We start from the raw sequence: 20,346 nt of genomic DNA on the forward strand, positions 1-20,346 counted from the left end.
CCAACCGGCTCAAGCCCGCAGAAACTGCGATCCCTTGTCGAAGGTCACACCAGGAAATATCTTGGCCGTCAGATCATCCACCGTCACGTCGAACTGCCGGTAAAGCATTGCGGCCGCAATCTCCCGCACGTCGGCGGTCGGCGCCAGATCGCGCTCATCGAGAAGCTGCTGATCGCCAAGCCCCGGCCAGCGGCCGAGGATGCGACCGCCATTGATCGCGCCACCCGCCAGCACGGCACAGCCGCCCGTGCCATGGTCGGTCCCTCCGGACCCGTTCTCCCGAACCGTCCGGCCGAATTCGGTCATTGCGAGCACCACGGTCTTCGACCAGATATCCGGCCCCAGCGTCGACTTCAGCGTGGTGATCGCCTCCGTCAGGTCCTGCACCGGACGCTTGAACTGTCCGATCTGGCCGACATGCGTATCCCAGCCGGTGATCGAGAAGCTGGCGATCCGGTAGTCGCCCTTCAGCATGTTGCCGGCAAGGGCTGCCACATCCGCCACCTTCTGGCCGCGCGGCCCGCCGGGCTCGGCCACCATGGATGCGCTGTTTGCGCGCGTCGCCTCCTCCATCGCCTTCGCAAAGGCCGGGTCGCCGGCGTAAAGCCGCTGAAGGAACTGCGTCTCGTCGCGGGCAGGCCCGAGATTGGAATCCGACGCCCAGACGTCGACGTTGTTGGGCCCGGTCAGGATCAGCTCCGTCGAGGTGTTGACGTCGATCGCCTTGCGCGCATCCGATCGCGGGATGACGGCAAGGGCCCGGTTCAGCCACCCGGTCTTCTCCTCCGAGACATGCTCGCCGCCCGATTCCAGCATGTCCTGACCGTCGAAATGGCTGCGTTGGTCGCGATAGGGCGTCGACACAGCATGCACAAAGGCGAGCTCCCGGCTTCGCCACAGCGGCATCAGATCGGCGGCGGAAGGATGTAGACCGAAATGCCCGTCGAGATCGATAAGCCCGGTCTCGGGTGTCAGCGCCAGCGTCGGCCGGAACGCCGCGAAACCGGCATCGCCATAGGGCTGCACCAGCGCCAGCCCATCCATCGCCCCGCGCAGCACGATGGTGACGAAGCGCTTGTCTCCCGGCATCGACGCGAAGGTGACGGGGGTGAGGATCGGGGCCGCAGCGAGGCAGCAGGCGGAAGCAAGGAAGCCGCGGCGCGATAGCGTGAAATCGGTCATTTCAAAGCTCCTATCGACGATTGAACTCGGGCGACGCCAGCGCAAGCATCAGGCCGGTTGTCTTGTTGGGTGCCTGGCTGACGACGCGGATCGTATCGTCACGCGCGGCATCGCCAAGCGTTGCCTTCAGGAATTCACGGGGATCGAGCCCCTGCCCGAACTGTGCGGTCGCCCGCCGCGCCCAGCCGAGCCGCTCCGCCAGCTGGCTGGCCGTGATCCAGGCCGAAAAGCTCTCCTCGAAGCCGGCGGGACTCGGCGGCACCCAGATCGGTTGCCCCATACGCCTCAGCGCGCCCTGCCCGAGCGCCCTTGCCGTCTGCATCGCCTTGCGGCGCTTCACCCTGTCCTCGTCGCCGGGATCGATCATCGACGGCCCGCCGCCATCAGCGGTGTCTCCGCCCTTCATATCGGCCTTGGCGCCACCATTCATCGCGCCGCCCATATCAGGAACGCTCGGGGCCATATTGCCCTGGGCTCCCATGGTCTGCGCGTCATCGTCCTGCTGGTTATCCTCGAAAAAGGCGACGACGGTGCCATCGCCAGAGCCCGCATTCAGCGCCCTGAGGCCGGCGACGACGAAATCGAATGGCTGGCGCGCCTTCGCGCCCTCGTTCGCCCAGGCGGCGGGATGGTCGAGCATGGCGCCGTAGACTGCCCTGAGATCGCCGTCGGTCTTCTTCCAGGCGCCGGTCATCTCTGCGATCAGCCCGTCATCAGGCTGATCGGCAACGAAATGCACCGCCAGCTTGCGACAGATATGCGCCGCCGTCTTCGGATTGGCGGCGAGATCGTCGAGCATGGCAAGATAATCGCCCGGCCGCCGCCTGTCGCCACCATAGCTGACGCCGAGAACCTCGTGCCGGCCGGGCTCGGCGATGTTGGGGCGAAACGCCATGTCCATTTCCTGCCGGTCGATCGTCAGCCCGGTGAGCACCATGGCGGCGGCCCGCACATCGGCCTGCGTATAGCCGCTGCCGGCCCCAAGCGTGTGCAGCTCGAGCAATTCGCGTCCGAGGTTTTCGTTGAGCCCCTTCTTCTGCCGCATGCCGCCCTTGGAATCCGGCCCGAGCGACTCCGCCTGATCGAGATAGATCAGCATCGCCGGATGCTCGGTGGCGCTGCGCAATAGGTCGGCGAAACGCCCGCCGATACGCGGCCGGATCGCTTCGGCCTCGTAAAGCGGCACGAGCAGCCGCATCGGCAGGCTCTTGTTTGCACTGGTGGAGAAATGATTGGTCCAGAAGGTTGAAAGCCGCTCCTGGAAACCGTTGGGCGACATCACCGCCTGCAGCAGCCGCGCATTCGCATCCTGCTGGAAGGCCCGCTGTGCCTGCTTCTGCAACACCTTGCGCCGCTCGCGACGCGCCTGGTCATCGTCGCCGCTTTGCCTAAGATCGCGCAGGTTGGCCTGCAGGTCGGCGATCACTTGGTGCCGTTGCTCGATACCGCCGACGGGAAAGGCGACCGGTGCCCGCGCATCCGCGTTCACCTGCCGCAACAGGTCGTCCTCGTTCTGCGCCGCCGCCTCGCCCGGCCGAAAACCGTAGCCGAAGCGGATGGCCGCCATCGTCGGAAAGGAAAGACTCATGACCTGTCACCTCCATATCCCTGGATGGTGACAGGCTGCGGTCAAAACCGTCGCAAATTGAGGCAGAGACGTGACATGGACAATTTGTAATTCAAGGACTTACCCGGTCCCATCAAGCGGGGACCGCAATCAGCCACGAAAGATGAAAGACGCTCCGACCGCGATCAGTGCAAATCCGATCGCATGGTTCCAGGTCAGGCTCTCGCCCAGCCAAAACACTGAGAAGCCGGAGAACACCAGAAGCGTGATCACCTCCTGCATCGTCTTCAATTGCGCCGTCGAATAGACCGCCGAGCCGATCCGATTGGCCGGCACCGCCAGGCAATATTCGAAAAAGGCGATCGCCCAGCTGACGATGATGGCGACGAAAATCGCCGTCCCCTTGTGCTTGAGATGCCCGTACCAGGCGAATGTCATGAAGACGTTGGAGGCAAGCAGCATGACGATCGGCCAGATGGCCGCGGGGCTGAGGGCAAAGGGCATGTGTGATTCCCGAGAGTTGAAGCTGGCGGCAGCATGTACCGCTGAACGGAAAGGCTTCAAGAGGTCCGACCGCCTCCGCGAAATATATCGTCTCCGGGGCATCAGAACGTCACGCGGACCGGAACATTTCACCGGACAGGCCGTTTGTGGCAGCACCGGAAGCCAGGCCGGCCGAATGATGTCTCTGGCAATCGCGCTCCACAGGCCCTTTGGCGGAGACATGGCGTGAACTCAGTTTCGAACAGTGGTCTGTCCGGTCGCTCGCTGGTGGCGCTAGCGGTTCTCAATTTCTTCCTCGCAGACGCCCGCGACGGCCTCGGCCCCTTTCTCGATGGGTTCCTCGCGACCCACGGCTGGAGTCCGATGACATTGGGTATCGTGGCAACCCTTGGCGGCGTTCTCGGCCTGATCGCCACGCCGCTATTCGGCGCCCTCGTCGATGCCTCGCCGCATAAGCGCCTGCTAATCGTCATCCCGGTTACGCTGGTCACGGCGGCGGCACTCTGGACGTTTGCCAGTCCCGATAATGCCTCGGTTTTCGGCGGCCAGTCGATGACCGCGATCGTCGGCGCGGTGATCGGCCCGGCGCTGATGGGCCTGACGCTCGGCCTCGTCGGCGAAAGCGCCTTCTCCCAACAGGTCGCCCGCAACGAATTCTGGAACCATGCGGGCAACGTCTTCTCGCTCGCCTGCGTCTACGCCGCCACCATAGTCTGGGGGCTGAACGGCGTGATCGGCCTGATGCTCATCACCGCGCTCGCCGCGATCATCGCGACGCTGGCAATCCGCCCTGACGATATCGACAACGACGTCGCCCGCGGCCTAACCAAGGACAAGGACCCAGACGACAGATCTGGCGCGGCAATCAGCCCCTCCGGCTATTCGGTGCTGGCGAACTCGCGTGGTCTCGTGCTGCTGGCGCTGACCTTGCTGGTCTTCCACTTCGGCAACGCCCCGATGAGTCGGCTCATCGCCCAGAACTTCTCCATCCAACTCGGCACGCCCTTTCGCACCACGGCGATCGTCACCGGCGTGTCGCAGCTGTCGATGATCGCAATGGCGCTGCTTGCTCCCGTCCTCATCAGACGCTTCGGACTGGCATCCGTCTTCATCATCGCGCTCTGCGCGCTACCCCTGCGCGGCGCTATCGCCGGCAGTGTGCCGAGCTTCGGCTCGATCTATCCCGTGCAGTTCCTCGATGGGGTCGGCGCCGGCCTGATCGGCATCGCAACGCCGATCGCGGCCGAACGGATTCTCGCCGGCACCGGCCGCTTCAACGTCGGTCTCGGCGCAGTGATGACCGTGCAAGGCATCGGCGCATCGCTGAGCAACGTGGTCGCCGGATGGCTGACCGACCGGGGCGGATATGGCCTTGCCTATTGGGTGCATGGCAGTGTCGCGCTCTTCGCGCTGGCGCTTTTCATGCTCGGCCGCGAGGCAATCGCGCCGCGTGCATCGGCAAAGCCCCAAGTATGCGCAGCCTGATCGCTAGATCAAACATTCGAGCACGGCGATCCAGGGGATGTCCCGCCCGGAACTGTTCACCCGGTCCCTGAGATAACCGGTGCTCGTGAGCTTCAATCGCTTCTGCGTGACGCTGTCGCTGACATTGCCGCCGATCGTTAGTGCAAAGCCATCGCTGATGGTGTGGATGATGTCCCCGTGCGACGGATAGAAGCTGTCGGCTTCATAGACCAGCTCTGCCTTCTCGTAGGTGAATGCCAGCGCATACTCGCGTCCTCCGACGGCGACGTCGCCGGGCTTCGGCTTGTATTCGTCGGTCTTTCGGGCGCGGTAGCCATAGCCAGTGATCGCGCCGCTCGCCTGCTGCATAGCCTTGTTCACATAGTGGCAGTGCGCCTCCGTGTAGAAGAACCGTGTTCCCGCACCGGCCTTCTTCATGCAGAAGGACACGCAAGCGGACGACCATGCAGGCTTGATGCCGCCGACGATTGTGCGCCCGTCGAGCCTGTTGTTTCCGACCGCTTGCCAGTATTCTTTGACGAAGAGGTAATAGTCTTTGGCATGCTGCGGCGTTCCCCAGGTCTCCCGCCCCTCTCCATTGTCCCAGCGGGCGTATTCCCCCTTGCACACGCGCACGAGTTCGTCGGTGAACTGTGTCATCTTGCTCCCCCTTGAAGACGGATTGTCTCGCCGTCCTCATGAAGACGCAGTCCAATAGGCGCGTCAATAAACTAAACCATATAATTGCAATTATGAAATCTACCACAATCAAAGATAATTCTCAGCCATCGAGAAGGCTGCAGAAATGCCATCAAATGTTTGGCTTGGAGTGACGCGAGGCGGTTCAAGACGCCACGTGAATGGCGGGCGCTTCCCGCGCCGGCGTGCCTTCCAGCATCACCCGGTTGCGCCCGGCATCCTTGGCCGCGTAGAGGGCTGCGTCCGCGCGGTCGATCGTTTCCGTCAGCGACGCGTCGCTGGATGCCACGCAGGCGACGCCGAAGCTTGCGGTGATCTTGCCGACACCGGCGACATCGGGCTGTCCGGCCACCGAAAACGCAAGCCGGATCGCGTTCGCGACCTTGCCGCCATCGGCGAGCTCCGCGCCCGGCAGAAACGCCACGAATTCCTCGCCGCCGAAACGCGCGGCAAAGGCGCCATCAGGCAGACGCGCTTTCAATAGTTCCGCGAGACCCGCGATCACGCTGTCGCCGGCGGCGTGGCCGAACGTGTCGTTGATCCGTTTGAAATGGTCGATGTCGCACAGGAGTATTGCGCCCTTCAGCGCGCCCCGCGCCCTCAGCCGCCTCGCCGTTTCCTCAAAGCCGCGCCGGTTGAGCAGGCCAGTCAGGGAATCGCTCTCGGCGGCATCTCGGTAGCGCTCGATCGTGTCGAGCGTCGTTGCAGCCAGCGCCGAAAGCGCAAAGAGCAGCGCGATGACGGAAGCACCCGCCTGCATGACAAACGCGTAAGTGGAGGTACCGAAGCTCTCCAAGTCGCCCCCAGGCGAGAATATCACCAGCAGGATGGCATTGCGGACGATCGCCTCAAGCACGATCAGCGAGGCGACGCCGAGCAGAATGCGGTCGATCGCCCTGCGCGTGCTGCGCAAGGAGGAACCGATCGCGAAGATAAGCAAGGCCGAACAGGCGATATCGCTGATGAGGAGCTCGGCGGGCAGGCTTTCGAGCACCAGCACCGCATAGGCGAGTGCCGCATAGGCAACGACGCAAACGCCCAGGCGCAAGGCGGTACGCAATGGCCGGCGAAAGCGTCTCAGAAGCGCGCCACTGTAGAAATAGAAGGCGGAGAGAAAGAGTGCGTCGGCGCTGAGCGCCTGAACGGGGATCGGCAGCCAGGAGAAAAACATCGGCACCGAGAAGGCGACGGCCGCGGAGAGAAAACCCACTGCCCACAGCCCGGCTTCGCGCGATCCGAACCTTGAAACGACGAGGAAGGTGCAGCCGAAGGTCAGCATCATGACCGGAAGCATAAAGGCAAAATTCACTGCGGCACCCATCGAACGATGATGACGAGGCCCGGTGCGCAAAACACCGCCTCGATGAAAAGCGCTAGCCACTCAACGTTAACAAAAGCCTACCTGCGGTAGACTACATATCGATCGATACGGGTGCAAGGGGCAGCCCCAGATTGTCGGAGGCCGCCCCTTGCCGCTCACGCGCGCAGGGCGCGGTGCGGCTCTCCGGCATCCTCCGAGCCGAAGCGCACATCTTTTTTCTCGTAGCCGAACGCCGCCAGCACGGCCACGACGACGGCCACGATGCCGGCGACGATCAAGAGCGCATAGGCGTAATCGCCGTTCCAGTGAGCCGCGAGGCCGGACTGGATCGTGGCATTGCCCGATGCCAGCAGATTGCCGAGCTGATAGGCAAACCCCGGAAAGGTGCTGCGAACTTCATCCGGCGAAAGCTCGTTGAGATGAACAGGCACGATGCCCCAGGCACCCTGCACGAAGAACTGCATCAGAAAGGCGCCGATCGCAAGCAGCACCGGACCCGGCGCATAGACCCACAGCGGCGCCACCGGCACCGCGATCAGCGCGGCAATGACGATCGCCTTCTTACGACCGATCCTCTGCGACAGCGCCCCGAAGAACAGCCCGCCGCAGATCGCGCCTATATTGTAGACGATGGCGATCGCACCAGTGGTGTAGCTGTCATAGTTGCGCTGTGTCTCGAGGAAGGTCGGATAGAGATCCTGTGTGCCGTGGCTGAAGAAATTGAACGCCGTCATCAACAGCACCGACCAGATGAACAGCGGGATGTTTTCCCTGAGCACCGTCAGGAACGGCCGACGTCCCCGCTCCTGCTGCTTCAGGAAGGCCGGGCTCTCCTCGACGCTGCGGCGGATGTAAAGCACCAGCAGCGCCGGTGCGGCGCCGACAAAGAACATGCCGCGCCAGCCGATGATGGGAAAGAGCAGGAAGAACACGATCGAGGCCAGGAGATAGCCCGAGGGATAGCCGGCCTGCAGAATGCCGGAGACGATGCCGCGGCTCTCCTCCGGCACGGTCTCCATCACCAGCGACGCACCGACACCCCACTCGCCACCCATGGCGATGCCATAGAGCGCGCGCAGCACGATGAACATGGTGAGCCCGGTGGAGAAGCCGGTGAGGAATTCGAATATCGAATAGAGCAGCACATTGACCATAAGCGTGATCCGCCGCCCGTATTTATCCGACGCCAGCCCGAAGAGCAGCGCGCCGACCGGCCGCATGGCCAGCGTCAAGAGGATCGCCACCGAGACGGCGGGAACGTCGGTTTTGAATTCTGTGGCGATATATTTGAGAACGAAGACGAGTATGAAGAAATCGAAGGCATCGAGCGTCCAGCCGAGATAGCTGGCGATAACGGTATTGCGCTGCTGCGGCGTCAGCCGGCGCAGGCTTTCCAATGCGGACATAACGGATCCTCCGTCCGAAAGCGGCGGCGAAGCGGGCAAATCCGGATGCCGTCGAAGAGAGGGATCGCCCTGATATGGGCGGGGTGGAGCTGTGACAGGCAGCGTTCTCGAAACGTCAGCAACGCTGCCCTTGTTCCATCACGTTTGTCGTGATCGCACCTTGCTCGTGGAAGGTCCCAACGTCGGCACACGCAACCTCTCGCTAAGCGACCACCAAAGGGCGAGCGTTTCATTCTGGCGCAAAAATTCCGGCCAAGTACCTGCTTCTAAATAGCTATTGCGATTATTAGCAAAATGTGAGATATAAATGTCAGGTTGCATATGAAACCATAAAAAGCAAGCACAGATAGATTGCATCCATACCGGCAATGCGCCCGCCAGTCTCTGGCGGCGATGATACCGCTTGCGAAAAATCGATGAGTTTAGACCTGAGCAAGACAACAGCAGATCAACCGTCGGTCTGAGCAGTTCCAGCTATGCGCATGAAGACATCCTAGGCCGACCAGCCCCGAGGAGGAGGAGCCATGCCTTTCGATCTGACCCAACCGCTTTCATGGGAGAGCGCTGCGGGAGACGCCGCCGTGATGCTCGACGAGCTTCAACCGAATATCGTCAAGGTCCACACCCGCGAATTCCTGACCATCCTGTTCCTGAAATTTTCCGACCCCGCCGGCGGCCGCGCGCTATTGAAGGCGCTGTCGCAGCCACCGACAGGCACGCCGCTCCTGAAATCGGCGAAAACCCACCTGCAGGAGGTCAAGGCCTTCAAGGCGACGGGCACCAAGGGCACGCCCTATGTCAGCGTCGGCCTCACCGGCGATGGCTATGCGGCGCTGCAGATCCCCGCCCCGAAAATCCCGCCGGACGCCTCGTTCCGCTCCGGCATGAAGAACGCCGGCCTGAACGATCCGGCACCCGCGAGTTGGGAGCCACATTTCCGCGACATCATCCACGCCGTCATCCTCGTCGGCGACCAGATGTCCGGCCCGCGCAACAAGGCGCTGACGGCGGTGCGTCACCTGATCCAGGCATGCCACGGCGTCCATATTCTCGGCGAGGAAAAGGGCCACGGCCTGCACAACAGCAATGGCGACGGCATCGAGCACTTCGGTTATGTCGACGGCCGCAGCCAGCCGCTGTTCCTGACCGAGGATATCGACGACGAACGCCTGACGGCCGACGGCGCCACCAACTGGGACCCGGCCTTTGCGCTGAACCGCGTGATCGTACCCGATACCGCCGCCCCCGATCCGGCCAAGCACTTCGGCAGCTACTTCGTGTTCCGCAAGCTCGAGCAGAACGTCAAGCAGTTCAAGAAGCAGGAAAAGGCCCTGGCCAAACGGCTGCACCTGAAGGGCGACGATGCAGAACGGGCGGGCGCCATGCTGGTCGGCCGCTTCGAGGATGGCACGCCGCTCACCACCCAGTTCGCAGACGGCAACCACCACCCGGTGCCCAACGACTTCGACTATGACAGCGATCCCAACGGCGCCAAATGTCCGTTCTTCGCCCATATCCGCAAGGTCAACCCGCGCGGCTCCGGCGGCTTCGAACCCGTCGACGGCGAACGCCTGCACATCATGGCGCGGCGCGGCCAGACCTATGGCGTGCGCACCGACCAGCCCAATGACGGCCGCATCGAAAACAAGCCGAGCAAGGATGTCGGCCTGCTGTTCATGGCCTTCAACGCCGATATCGCCGAGCAGTTCGAGTTCGCGCAATCGACCTGGGCCAACAACCCCGGCTTCCCCCGCGTCCCTCCAGGCGCCGGCGCCCCGGGCCTCGACCTCGTGATCGGCCAAAGCCCCAACCCGCGCCCCGACATCCACTGTCCGGTCGAATGGGGCGGCACGACCACCGCGACCACGACCGCGACACCGCAGGCGGTGACGATGAAGGGCGGGGAGTATTTCTTCATGCCGTCTTTGGCGTTTTGTCGGAGTTTGTAGGGGGGCAGCGAACGGACGGGGCTGGTGTGTCCATCGAACAGTTTCGCCGTGTGGCGCCCCCCTCTGCCCTGCCGGGCATCTCCCCCACAGGTGGGGAGATTGGCTGGGAGCAGCCGCTCGCTCAACTCTCATTGCTTGGGGATGCCGCCACCACGATTCGATCTCCCCCCTTGTGGGGGAGATGTCCGGCAGGACAGAGGGGGGTATCCCGCGGCACCACGCTCAAAAACGCAGGCAGTCAAACCTCAAGCGCTAACCGCATCCTCCACCGCACCGGAAAAATCCACCGCCGCGAAAGCCGCCGCGATCACCTCTGGCCCGGCCCCGGCCTTCACCGCATCGGTGGACAGAATCTGCCGATAACGCCGCGCCCCAGGCAAGCCCGTAAACAGCCCCACCATATGCCGCGCCACCTGCTGCAGCCGGCCACCATCGGCGATATGCCGAGCCGCGTAGTCCATCATCCGGTCGCGCAGAAGCTCCCAGTCGAAGGCCTGCGCCTCCGCCCCGAAGAAGCGATGATCGACATCGGCAAGTACGCCCGCATTCTGATAAGCCGCCCGCCCGAGCATGGCGCCATCGACATGCCGCAGATGTTCCTCGGCCTGATCCAGCGTCTGGATGCCACCATTGATGCCGATGAACACATCCGGCCGCGCCTGCTTGGTGCGGTAGACGATGTCGTAATCGAGCGGCGGGATCTCGCGGTTTTCCTTTGGCGACAAGCCCTTGAGCCAGGCCTTGCGCGCATGGATCCAGATCGCGTCGGCACCGGCATCGAGCACCCGGTCGAGAAGATCAGGCAGCGCCTTCTCCGGCTCCTGCTCGTCCACACCGATCCGGCACTTCACGGTAACCGGCACCGAGGACACCTTCTTCATCGCCCGGATGCAATCCGCCACGACATCAGGCGTCAGCATCAGGCAGGCCCCGAAGGTGCCCGATTGCACCCGGTCCGAGGGACAGCCGACATTGAGATTGATCTCGTCGTAGCCGTAAGGCGCCGCGATCTCCACCGCCTTCACCAGCTTCTCCGGATCGGACCCGCCAAGCTGCAGCGCCACCGGATGTTCGGCGGCGTCGAAGGACAGCAACCGCTCGCGCGGCCCGTGGATGATCGCGTCGGCCACGACCATTTCCGTGTAGAGCAGCGCGTTGCGGCTGATCTGCCGGTGGAAATAGCGGCAATGCCTATCGGTCCAGTCGATCATCGGCGCAACCGCGAAGACCGGCCGCTTCGTTTCAAGCGCCTGTTTGTAGAAATGCGATGTTGTCATGCCGCGCTCATAGCGCAAAGCGCGCGAAAACGCCAGTTTCCCCGCGCAGGGCAGCAATGCCGGAACGCGCGTACCGCAGCACCGCCTTCCAAGCTTTCCCCCGCTTCGATTTTGCGGCTAAGATGATCGGACTCACGAAAACAGCAAGAGCATCCCGTCCCAATGTCCACCTCCTCTTCCGCCCCGGCCGCCGGCACCGTCATTCCCCTGCCCGCGCCCGTCCTCATCCCCGTCGAAGGCACCACCGATCGCTTTCCGGTCCGCCGCGTCTATTGCGTCGGCCGCAACTATGCCGACCATGCCATCGAGATGGGTCATGATCCGAGCCGCGAGCCGCCCTTCTTCTTCCAGAAGAACGCCGATAATCTGCTCGCCGACGGCAAGGACTTCCCCTACCCGCCGCTGTCGAACGACGTCCATTTCGAGGTCGAATGCGTGCTGGCGCTGAAAGCGGGCGGCAAGGATATCGCGCTCGAAAACGCGCTCGATTGCGTCTACGGCTATGCCGTCGGCATCGATTTCACCCGCCGCGACCTGCAGGCCGAAGCCAAGAAGCTCGGCCGTCCGTGGGAGCTGGCGAAAGCCTTCGAACATTCCGCTCCGGTCTCTTCGATCGTCCCGGCCGCAAAGCTCGGCCACCCCGATGCCGGCCGCGTCTGGCTCGATTTGAATGGCAAGCGCGTCCAGGATGGCGATCTCAACCAGATGATCTGGAAAGTGCCTGAAATCATCGCCGAACTCTCGAAGTTGTTCGAACTCGCCCCCGGGGACGTGATCATGACCGGCACACCGGCAGGCGTCGGCGCCGTCAAGCGCGGCGACCATATCGATTGCGGCATCGACGGCATTGCAAAGCTGTCGATCAACGTCGCCTAAGGAGGAATGACCATGCCGATCTATGCGCTCTCGGGCCACGAACCGGATTTGCCGCCATCAGGCACGTACTGGATCGCGCCCGATGCGCATGTGATCGGCAAGGTCACACTGGGCAGTGATGTCGGCGTCTGGTTCGGCGCGGTGCTGCGCGGCGACAACGAGCCGATCACGGTCGGCGCGGCGACCAATATCCAGGAAGGCGCCATGCTGCACACCGATCCCGGTTATCCCCTCACGATCGGCGAAGGCTGCACCATCGGTCATCATGCGATTGTCCATGGCTGCGTGATCGGAAACAATTCGCTTGTTGGCATGGGCGCCACGGTGCTGAATGGCGCGAAGATCGGCAACAACTGCCTCGTCGGCGCCAATGCGCTGGTGACGGAAGGCAAGGAATTCCCCGACAACTCCCTCATCGTCGGTTCCCCCGCCCGGGTCATCCGCACCCTCGACGACAAGGCGATCGAAGGGCTCAGGCGCTCGGCGGAAAAATACGTCGCCAACGGGCAGCGGTTTGCGCGAGATTTGAAGAGGCTGGATTGATCACGAGAAGCGACCTAATTCCGCACTTAATCCATCTCAAACCTCAGGAGAGAATATAAGAATCAGCCAGCATCCGTTGCGTCCCAGCGCCAGCAGACTTTTTTATCGCATTTCACACTGAACGCACTTTGAAGCACCTGACGATGTCCTCCGACACCTGTGCTTTGCGTCATATCTGAGTAGCAAGCATACAGGTCGCCAACTGTTCATCGTGCAGGATGCGGCTATGTTTGCAGAGATAGTGAATGCGCTACTTCCATATGGGCCGCTTGGCTTGTTGACCTTCGCGATGATGAGGTACGCGTACTTGCTGCTTCGCGCCTGGATCGCCGCCCAAAGCACCCGATGCGCTCGATATCAGCTGGGCGAACTGTTGATCGAAGAACGAAACGCCAGCGAGGTCGAACGCCTTATGCGCCTTCACTTTGAGCTCCATGAGGAGATAAACGGCCTGCCTCCCTCCTCGTCCACGCCAAGCGCTACGCCGCGCAAGCCTCGCAAAGCCCGCGGATCTCGATCGTCGTCTTCTCCGCCTTGAACTTTTTGGACTTGGTCCAGTCCGTCAGGCGATGGTCGACCTCGTGGTCGTGGAATTCCATCACCTGGCCGCAGCTCTCGCAGATGGCGAAGGCGACGATGCCGTGGCTGTGGCAATTCTCGCCGGGATGCGCGCAGGCGACGAAGGAGTTGATGCTCTCCAACCGGTGCACGACGCCGTATTCGAGCAGCTTCTCAAGCGCCCGGTACACCTGCAGCGGCGCGCGAAAACCGTGGTCGCGCAGTTTGTCGAGGATCGTATAGGCGCTGAGCGGGCCGTCGGCCTTTTCCAGAACGTCGAAGACAAGCGCCTGGTTCTTGGTCAGTGCGGGTGCGCTCATGAGCCTTGTCCTTCCGTGGCGGCCTGGCTCCGCCCGAACTTGGGCAGCAGGCTGAGAATGAAGAGAATGAGGGCCGCGACCACGATCGACGGGCCCGACGGCGTGTCGTAGGTGAGCGAGCCGAACAACCCACCGACCACGGCGACCGCCCCGATCAGCGAGGCGAGCACTGCCATGATCTCGGGCGTCGACGAAAAGCGCCGGGCAGCAGCGGCCGGAATGATCAGCAGCGACGTGATCAACATGATGCCGACGATCTTCATGGCAATCGCGATGACGACGGCCATCAGCAGCATGAAGAACAGCCGTGCCCGCTCCGGCTTCAGCCCTTCGGCCTCGGCCAGCTCGGGATTGACGGTCGAGGCAAGCAGCGGCCGCCACAGCCAGGCGATCGCACCAAGCACCAGAATGCCGCCGCCCCAGATGAATGCGATATCGGCCTTGGAGACGGCGAGGATATCGCCGAACAGGAAGGCGATGAGGTCGATGCGCACCCACGTCATGAAGGCGACCATGACCAGCCCGATCGCCAGCGTCGCATGCGAGAGAATGCCGAGCAGCGCATCGGCCGACAGCGCCTGCCGCTTCTGCAGCAGGAGCAGCAGGATCGAGACGGCGGCCGCCACGACGAAGACCGAGAGCGTCAGGTTGAACTGCATGAGCAGCGACAGAGCCACGCCGAGAAGCGCCGAATGCGAGATCGTATCGCCGAAATAGGCCATGCGCCGCCAGATGATGAAGCAGCCGAGCGGCCCCGTGGTCAGCGCTAGTCCGACGCCGGCGATGATGGCGCGGACGAAGAAATCGTCAAACATGGCGCTCTCCCGCCGGATGCTTGTGCCCGTGTCCATCATCGGCCGTATGATGATGGGCGTGATCGTGCCGGTGGTCATGATGCTCATGCCCATGGTCGTGAGCATGATCATGCGAGTGGTCCGAATGATCATGGTGATGGCCATCGTCAGGATGGCAGTGATCCGTCACCGAGCCATCCGCATGCAGAACGCGGCCATCCGGGAGATGCGTATGATCGTGATCGTGACTATAGACAGCAAGCGACTGCGCCGCGCGGCTGCCGAACAGCCGCACATATTCCGCACTCTGCGTCACCGCCTGCGGCGTGCCCCGGCAGCAGACATGGCCGTTGAGGCATATCACGGTATCGGTCGCCGCCATGACGACATGCAAGTCGTGCGAAATCAGCAGGATGCCGCATCCCGTCCTGTTGCGGATCGTCTTGATCAGCTCGTAGATGGCGATCTCGCCGGAGAAATCGACGCCCTGCACCGGCTCGTCCAGAACCAGCAGATCGGGCTTGCGGGCAATGGCGCGCGCCATCAGCGCCCGCTGGAACTCGCCGCCGGAGAGATGCTGCACCTCGGCATTGATCATGTGGGAAAGCCCGACGGCATCGAGCGCTTCGCTCATGTCGCTGGCCGAAAGCGGCCCCGTCAGCGTCATCAGCCGGCGCACCGTCAGCGGCAGCGTCCAGTCGATGGCGAGCTTCTGCGGGACATAGCCGACCTTCAGGCCGGAGGCGCGCGTCACCTTGCCCTCGTCGGCCTTTATCACCCCGATCGCCGTCTTCACCGTCGTCGATTTGCCCGAACCATTGGGGCCGATCAGCGTCACGATCTCGCCGCGCGAGACGGAGAAATCGACGCCGCGAACCAGCCAGCGGCCGTTTCTGCGGACACCGACATTGGAAAGCGAAACGAGCGGTCTCGCCTCGGAATTTGCGGGTAATGGCATCATTTTTCCGAAAGTGCTGTTGCGCCCTGCTATCGCACACGTTATAGCATAACGCAATTGATGTAATAACATTACCTATGCAATTCGAGCGGAGCATGCACATGAAACTCGCGACCGGCCTTTCCCTGGCGCTACAAGGCCTCGCACTCCCGGCCCTCCTCCTTGCCGGCACGGCCCGCGGCGCGGACGCTCCCGTCGTCGTCACCTCGATCAAGCCGGTGCACTCGCTGGTCTCCGCCATCATGCAGGGCGTCGGCACGCCGGAGCTGATCGTCGATGGTGCAGCCTCCCCGCACACCTATTCGATGAAGCCCTCCAACGCCAAGGCGCTGCAGGATGCCAAGGTTGTCTTCTGGGTCGGCCCCGGCATGGAAGCCTTCCTGGAAAAGCCGCTGGAAGCGCTCGGAGAAGATGCCAGCGTCGCCGAGCTCGACAAGGCGCCGGGCCTGACCAAGCTCAAGTTCCGCGAGGGCGGCGCCTTCGAAGCCCATGACGATGGCGACCATGATGGCGATGCGCATGAAGCTGGCCACGACCATGCCGAAAAGGCCGGTGGCCACGATCACGCCAAGGAAGCGGCCGGTCATGATCATGATCACGCCGCCGAGGCACATGGCGATCACGACCATGACCACGGCGCCTTCGACACCCATCTCTGGCTCGACCCCGAAAACGCCAAAGCCATGGCCGCCGAGATCACCACCACGCTGGTGGCCGCCGACCCAGCCAACGCCCTTGCCTACCAGGCCAATGCCGAGGCGCTGAACGCCAAGCTCGACGCGCTCGACAAAGAGATCTCCGGCATCGTGTCACCGGTCAAGGACAAGCCCTTCATCGTCTTCCACGACGCTTACCAGTATTTCGAAAACCGGTACAAGGTGCGCGTCGCCGGCTCGATCACCGTCAGCCCGGAAACCATTCCGGGCGCCGAGCGGATCGCCGAAATCCACAAGAAGGTGGCGGACCTTGGCGCAACCTGCGTCTTCGCCGAACCGCAGTTCCAGCCGCGTCTGGTCGATGTCGTGCTCGAGGGCACCAAGGCCAAGGCCGGCGTACTCGATCCCGAAGCCGCAACGCTCGATGCCGGCCCGGATCTCTATTTCAAGCTGATGCGCGGCATCGCCAACAATCTCAAGGACTGCCTGTCGCGCGAAAGCTGAGACCGGCCCCACCGCATATCGAAAAAGGCGGGCACACAGTCCGCCTTTTCCAGGTCCACAAATGTAATATTATAACATTAACTGGAGATCGCAATGAACAGGAAACTGCCGGTCACCGTCCTCTCCGGCTTCCTCGGCGCCGGCAAGACGACGCTTTTGAACCACATACTGGCGAACCGCGATGGCCTGCGCGTCGCCGTCATCGTCAACGACATGAGCGAAGTAAACATCGACGCCGCACTGGTGCGCGATGGCGGCGCCAACCTGTCGCGCACCGATGAGGAACTGGTCGAGATGACCAACGGCTGCATCTGCTGCACGCTGCGCGACGACCTCCTGAAGGAGGTCCGCCAGCTCGCCGAGCAGAACCGCTTCGACTACCTGCTGATCGAATCCACGGGTATCGCCGAGCCCCTGCCCGTCGCCACCACCTTCGAGTTCCGCGATGAGGACGGCATGAGCCTGTCCGATGTCGCCGAACTAGACACCATGGTCACCGTCGTCGATGCTGCCGGCCTGCTCGCCGATTACGCCTCGACCGATTTCCTCGGTGATCGCGGAGAAACCGCCGGCGATGGCGATGTCAGAACGGTGATCGACCTCTTGGTCGAGCAGATCGAATTCGCCGACGTCGTCATCCTCAACAAGGTCGGCACCGCCACCGCCGAACAACTCCAGGCCGCCCGCCAGATCGTCGTCGGCCTGAACCCGGATGCCCGGCTGATCGAGGCCGATTTCGGCAAGGTTCGACCTCAGGAGGTGCTCGGCACCGGCCTCTTCGACATCGACAAGGCCGAGACCCATCCGCTCTGGTACAAGGAGATGCATGGCTTCAACGACCATGTGCCGGAAACCGAGGAATACGGCATCCGCTCCTTCGTCTATCGCGAGAAGCGCCCCTTCGATCCAGCCAAGCTGCAGCGCTTCTTCGACACGGCCTGGCCGGGCGTAGTCCGCGCCAAGGGCTTCTTCTGGCTGGCCACTCGACCGCATCATGTCGGCGAGGTCAGCCAGGCGGGCGCCATCCTGCGCACAAGCCGCATGGGTACATGGTGGTCGGCGGTGCCGAGAGAACGTTGGCCGGACGATCCGCGCTTCATGACCGCGATCGGTCCCTATCTGCACCCCGTCTGGGGCGACCGCCGCCAGGAAATCGTCTTCATCGGCGCCGACCCGATGGACGAAGCCTGGATCCGCACGCGTCTCGACGCATGTCTTGTCCGCGCCGAGGACTTCACACCGGACAAATGGCACGACATGCCCGATCCCTTCGCCCGCTGGGGAGATCAGGCCGCATGAAGGCGCAAGCGATCAGGAGATATCAATGCGTCTGCGAGGAATGCGACCCGCTGCCGCCGATCGAGGGGCTGGCAGTGCCACCCGAGACAGAAGAGCGCAAGCCGGTCACCGGCGTTCTCAGCAAATTGGCGGCGCGGCTGGGGCGCAATGCGCCCGAAAGACAGACATGAAAAAGGGCGGCCGAAGCCGCCCTTTCCACACAAGTCACGTCGAACGATCAGCGACCGACGACGATGTTCGAGATCACATTGCTCGCAATGCTGATCATCAGGTAATCGTTGTTGACCTGCACCCAGCGATAGCCGCGCGGCGGAGGCGCCAGACGGTAGCGGCGGTAGTCGCGCACTTCGCGCATGTTGCGGCGCTCGGCGGGGCTCATGCGATGGCCGCGGCTCCACTTGTACTTGGTGACATGCACGTCGCGCTCGACGACGACGGGACGGCGATGGTGTTCCTGCGCGCTTGCACCCGTCGCGGCAACCAGCGGCGCGGCCAGGAAAGAAGCGGAGAGAAGAACGGCAAACATCTTTTTCATTGGGGTTTCCTCGTGTTGAACACGCCCCGAACCTAGACCTGAAATGATGAACCGAAACTGAAAGTTAAATTAAACTTCAGTAATAAAAACACATGCTTGAAAGCATATATTAAATTAGAAAATGTGACATCACCCAGCGCGAGGTGATGTCACTCTCTTTCACAGCTCGTCGTAATTGAACCAGTCGAAATCGGCCGTCTTCGCGCGCCCCGACGTATCGAAGGCAAAGACGCCGGCGAATGCGCCGGTAAACGAGCCATGCTCACCGCGCCCGCCTTCGTCGGAAACCACGCCGGCGTCGAGCACCGGCCCGATCGCCCGCCACGCGCCCATACCCTCTGTCTGCCAGAAAAACTGCAGGTCATTGTCGCGGATTTCCATGGAAAGCTGGACACGGCCTCCGGCGGGAAGCGCCTCGCCGCTGCCGGCGGGAAAGCTCAGGCGCCCGTTCGGATAGTCGCCGTCGCAGGAGAGGATCGTCACGCAGCGTCCGAGCTTCTCGTGCAGCGTCACCGCAACCGCGTGGAACTTGTGCCTGTTGTAGTAGTGCGTCAGCCCCGCCACCTGCTGGTAGGTATCCGGATCGAATTCGACGACCGTCTCGGCCCTAAAACTGTGATGCTCCTGCCGCCGCGCCACCAGCGCCTGCTCAAACCATGAGCCGATGCTTTCGCGGGCGATCAGCCTGAGGTGACCGGGCCGCTCCGTGAGGTTGAATATCCGCTCCGGCTTCGGCGTGCGCAGCCACTGGAAATCGGCAGGCAGCGTGCCACCATCAAAGCTGTACTCGCTGCGCATCGGCTTCTCTGCCTGCGCAGCGCCGCCAAGTCCCAGCACGGTGACGTCGGGGACCGTGGTGCCATTTTCGAGATAGAGCCAGCCATCATCCTTCCAGACGCATTTCTGCAGGCTGGTTTCGCGCCCGAGCGTGCAGCGCCGCTTCGGAGGCATCGGCCGGCCACAGAGGTGCGTATGATAGACCTGCCCGTCAGGCGTCTCGACATACTGCCCATGCCCTGCCCGCTGCAGAATGGCTTCCGGATGATCCTTCGAGGTGATTAGGTGCTTGTTCGGATGCATCTCATATGGGCCGGCGATATCGCGCGACCGCGCCATCGTCACCGCATGGTCGTAGCCCGTTCCGCCCTCGGCGGTGGTCAGATAGTAATAGCCGTTGCGCTTGAAGAGATGCGGTCCCTCGACCAGCCCGAGCGAACTGCCCGCGAAGATGTTGCGGATCGGCCCCTTCAGCGCTTTCGTCTCCGCATCCCACTCCTGCAGCAGGATGCCATCAAAGGCCGGAGACTTCGGCGCGCCGCCAAAGCTCTCCGTGCGGTGGTTCCATTGCATGTTGAGGAACCACTTGCGGCCGTCATCGTCATGAAACAGCGACGGGTCGAAGCCCGACGAGTTCACATAGATGGGCTCGGACCATTCGCCCTCGATCGTTGGCGAGGTCACGATGTAATTATGCGCATCCTTGAAGTTGCCATCGAAGCGCTTGACGTCGGTGTAGACAAGCCAGAACAGCCCGCCGGCATAGGAGAGACAGGGCGCCCAGATGCCGCAACTATCAGGGTTGCCGCGCATGTCGAGCTGCGACGCCCGCTCCAGCGGCCGCCGCACCAGCGTCCAATTCACCAGATCGCGCGAGTGATGGATCTGCACACCAGGATACCACTCGAAGGTCGAGGTCGCGATATAGTAATCCTTGCCGACACGACAGATCGACGGGTCCGGATTGAAACCCGGCAGGATTGGATTGCGGATCATCAGGGCCACCTCCTCCGAATGGCGATTTTGGTCTGCTATGAGCTTCCAGGAAGGCCACCTCTCCGGTCCTCATCCCTGTGCTCGTCACAGGGATCCAGCCACCGCGTGTCGGCGCGGTGAAAGGACTCTTTCCAGCCCAAGGACTTGGGCTGGCTGGATTC

Annotated in this window: 20 protein-coding genes; 7 read left to right on the forward strand and 13 right to left on the reverse strand. The window is 62.7% G+C overall.

All coding sequences use genetic code 11. The features are described from left to right. Positions 1-9: 9 nt before the first annotated feature. The 3 genes from ACODTZ_RS21970 to ACODTZ_RS21980 all read right to left on the reverse strand — a co-directional run bounded on the left by ACODTZ_RS21970 (position 10) and on the right by ACODTZ_RS21980 (position 3,253). The gene (locus tag ACODTZ_RS21970) at positions 10-1,182 is read right to left on the reverse strand and encodes a DUF1501 domain-containing protein (RefSeq protein WP_489028021.1); all 1,173 of its coding nucleotides are present in this window, start codon (positions 1,180-1,182) and stop codon (positions 10-12) included. Between the two features lie 10 nt (positions 1,183-1,192). Then, on the reverse strand, positions 1,193-2,770 hold the full coding sequence (locus tag ACODTZ_RS21975; RefSeq protein WP_489028023.1) for a DUF1800 domain-containing protein: 1,578 nt from the start codon (positions 2,768-2,770) through the stop codon (positions 1,193-1,195). 129 nt (positions 2,771-2,899) lie between these two features. Further along, on the reverse strand, positions 2,900-3,253 hold the full coding sequence (locus ACODTZ_RS21980) for a DMT family protein (RefSeq protein WP_047512340.1): 354 nt from the start codon (positions 3,251-3,253) through the stop codon (positions 2,900-2,902). Positions 3,254-3,478: 225 nt separating this feature from the next. Here ACODTZ_RS21980 and ACODTZ_RS21985 point away from each other — a divergent pair, with 225 nt between their 5' ends. Next, positions 3,479-4,738, forward strand: a complete 1,260-nt coding sequence (locus ACODTZ_RS21985; protein ID WP_489028025.1) for an MFS transporter — start codon at positions 3,479-3,481, stop codon at positions 4,736-4,738. Positions 4,739-4,741: 3 nt separating this feature from the next. Here the strand turns inward: ACODTZ_RS21985 and ACODTZ_RS21990 are convergent, their stop codons facing one another. From ACODTZ_RS21990 to ACODTZ_RS22000, 3 genes are all read right to left on the reverse strand, one after another. Beyond that, positions 4,742-5,377: a DUF2272 domain-containing protein gene (locus tag ACODTZ_RS21990; protein WP_489028027.1), complete on the reverse strand. Its 636-nt coding sequence runs from the start codon at positions 5,375-5,377 to the stop codon at positions 4,742-4,744. 184 nt (positions 5,378-5,561) lie between these two features. Further along, positions 5,562-6,725, reverse strand: a complete 1,164-nt coding sequence (locus tag ACODTZ_RS21995; RefSeq protein WP_489028029.1) for a GGDEF domain-containing protein — start codon at positions 6,723-6,725, stop codon at positions 5,562-5,564. A gap of 167 nt (positions 6,726-6,892) precedes the next feature. After that, complete coding sequence (locus ACODTZ_RS22000; RefSeq protein ID WP_111563470.1) at positions 6,893-8,143, reverse strand: MFS transporter; 1,251 nt, start codon at positions 8,141-8,143, stop codon at positions 6,893-6,895. A gap of 524 nt (positions 8,144-8,667) precedes the next feature. Here ACODTZ_RS22000 and ACODTZ_RS22005 point away from each other — a divergent pair. Beyond that, positions 8,668-10,092 carry a Dyp-type peroxidase gene (locus ACODTZ_RS22005; protein ID WP_489028031.1) on the forward strand — a complete coding sequence of 475 codons (1,425 nt, stop codon included), beginning with the start codon at positions 8,668-8,670 and terminating at the stop codon, positions 10,090-10,092. A gap of 245 nt (positions 10,093-10,337) precedes the next feature. On the opposite strand, the gene dusA is transcribed toward ACODTZ_RS22005, so the two are convergent. Then, positions 10,338-11,369: a tRNA dihydrouridine(20/20a) synthase DusA gene (gene dusA, locus ACODTZ_RS22010; RefSeq protein ID WP_489028033.1), complete on the reverse strand. Its 1,032-nt coding sequence runs from the start codon at positions 11,367-11,369 to the stop codon at positions 10,338-10,340. Positions 11,370-11,531: 162 nt separating this feature from the next. On the opposite strand from dusA, the gene ACODTZ_RS22015 reads away from it, so the two are divergent. Both ACODTZ_RS22015 and ACODTZ_RS22020 read left to right on the forward strand, forming a co-directional pair. Next, a complete protein-coding gene (locus ACODTZ_RS22015; protein ID WP_489028035.1) occupies positions 11,532-12,245 on the forward strand; it encodes a fumarylacetoacetate hydrolase family protein in 714 nt (237 codons plus the stop codon). 12 nt (positions 12,246-12,257) lie between these two features. Further along, complete coding sequence (locus tag ACODTZ_RS22020; protein WP_489028037.1) at positions 12,258-12,788, forward strand: gamma carbonic anhydrase family protein; 531 nt, start codon at positions 12,258-12,260, stop codon at positions 12,786-12,788. Between the two features lie 250 nt (positions 12,789-13,038). Here the strand turns inward: ACODTZ_RS22020 and ACODTZ_RS22025 are convergent, their stop codons facing one another. The 4 genes from ACODTZ_RS22025 to ACODTZ_RS22040 are packed head-to-tail and all read right to left on the reverse strand — an operon-like array spanning position 13,039 to position 15,418. Then, on the reverse strand, positions 13,039-13,212 hold the full coding sequence (locus tag ACODTZ_RS22025; RefSeq protein WP_489028039.1) for a hypothetical protein: 174 nt from the start codon (positions 13,210-13,212) through the stop codon (positions 13,039-13,041). 55 nt (positions 13,213-13,267) lie between these two features. Beyond that, positions 13,268-13,666, reverse strand: a complete 399-nt coding sequence (locus tag ACODTZ_RS22030; RefSeq protein WP_047512361.1) for a Fur family transcriptional regulator — start codon at positions 13,664-13,666, stop codon at positions 13,268-13,270. After that, positions 13,663-14,481 carry an iron chelate uptake ABC transporter family permease subunit gene (locus ACODTZ_RS22035; protein WP_489028041.1) on the reverse strand — a complete coding sequence of 273 codons (819 nt, stop codon included), beginning with the start codon at positions 14,479-14,481 and terminating at the stop codon, positions 13,663-13,665. Before ACODTZ_RS22035 ends, ACODTZ_RS22030 begins: the two co-directional genes overlap by 4 nt. Further along, a complete protein-coding gene (locus ACODTZ_RS22040; protein ID WP_489028043.1) occupies positions 14,474-15,418 on the reverse strand; it encodes an ATP-binding cassette domain-containing protein in 945 nt (314 codons plus the stop codon). The genes ACODTZ_RS22035 and ACODTZ_RS22040 overlap by 8 nt, the downstream gene beginning before the upstream one ends. 101 nt (positions 15,419-15,519) lie before the next feature. Here ACODTZ_RS22040 and znuA point away from each other — a divergent pair, with 101 nt between their 5' ends. The 3 genes from znuA to ACODTZ_RS22055 all read left to right on the forward strand — a co-directional run bounded on the left by znuA (position 15,520) and on the right by ACODTZ_RS22055 (position 18,047). Further along, positions 15,520-16,578 carry a zinc ABC transporter substrate-binding protein ZnuA gene (znuA, locus tag ACODTZ_RS22045; RefSeq protein WP_489028045.1) on the forward strand — a complete coding sequence of 353 codons (1,059 nt, stop codon included), beginning with the start codon at positions 15,520-15,522 and terminating at the stop codon, positions 16,576-16,578. A 93-nt stretch (positions 16,579-16,671) separates the two neighbouring features. Continuing rightward, a complete protein-coding gene (locus tag ACODTZ_RS22050; protein ID WP_489028047.1) occupies positions 16,672-17,877 on the forward strand; it encodes a GTP-binding protein in 1,206 nt (401 codons plus the stop codon). Continuing rightward, positions 17,874-18,047, forward strand: coding sequence for a hypothetical protein (locus ACODTZ_RS22055; protein WP_413391445.1), 174 nt, complete (start codon positions 17,874-17,876; stop codon positions 18,045-18,047). The genes ACODTZ_RS22050 and ACODTZ_RS22055 overlap by 4 nt, the downstream gene beginning before the upstream one ends. A 47-nt stretch (positions 18,048-18,094) precedes the next feature. On the opposite strand, the gene ACODTZ_RS22060 is transcribed toward ACODTZ_RS22055, so the two are convergent. Both ACODTZ_RS22060 and ACODTZ_RS22065 read right to left on the reverse strand, forming a co-directional pair. After that, entirely contained in the window at positions 18,095-18,412 is a 318-nt protein-coding gene (locus ACODTZ_RS22060) for an RcnB family protein (protein WP_047512368.1), read from the reverse strand. Between the two features lie 159 nt (positions 18,413-18,571). Then, on the reverse strand, positions 18,572-20,185 hold the full coding sequence (locus ACODTZ_RS22065) for a glycoside hydrolase family 43 protein (protein WP_489028049.1): 1,614 nt from the start codon (positions 20,183-20,185) through the stop codon (positions 18,572-18,574). Positions 20,186-20,346 lie beyond the last annotated feature (161 nt).

Source organism: Rhizobium sp. FG113 (assembly GCF_057809895.1).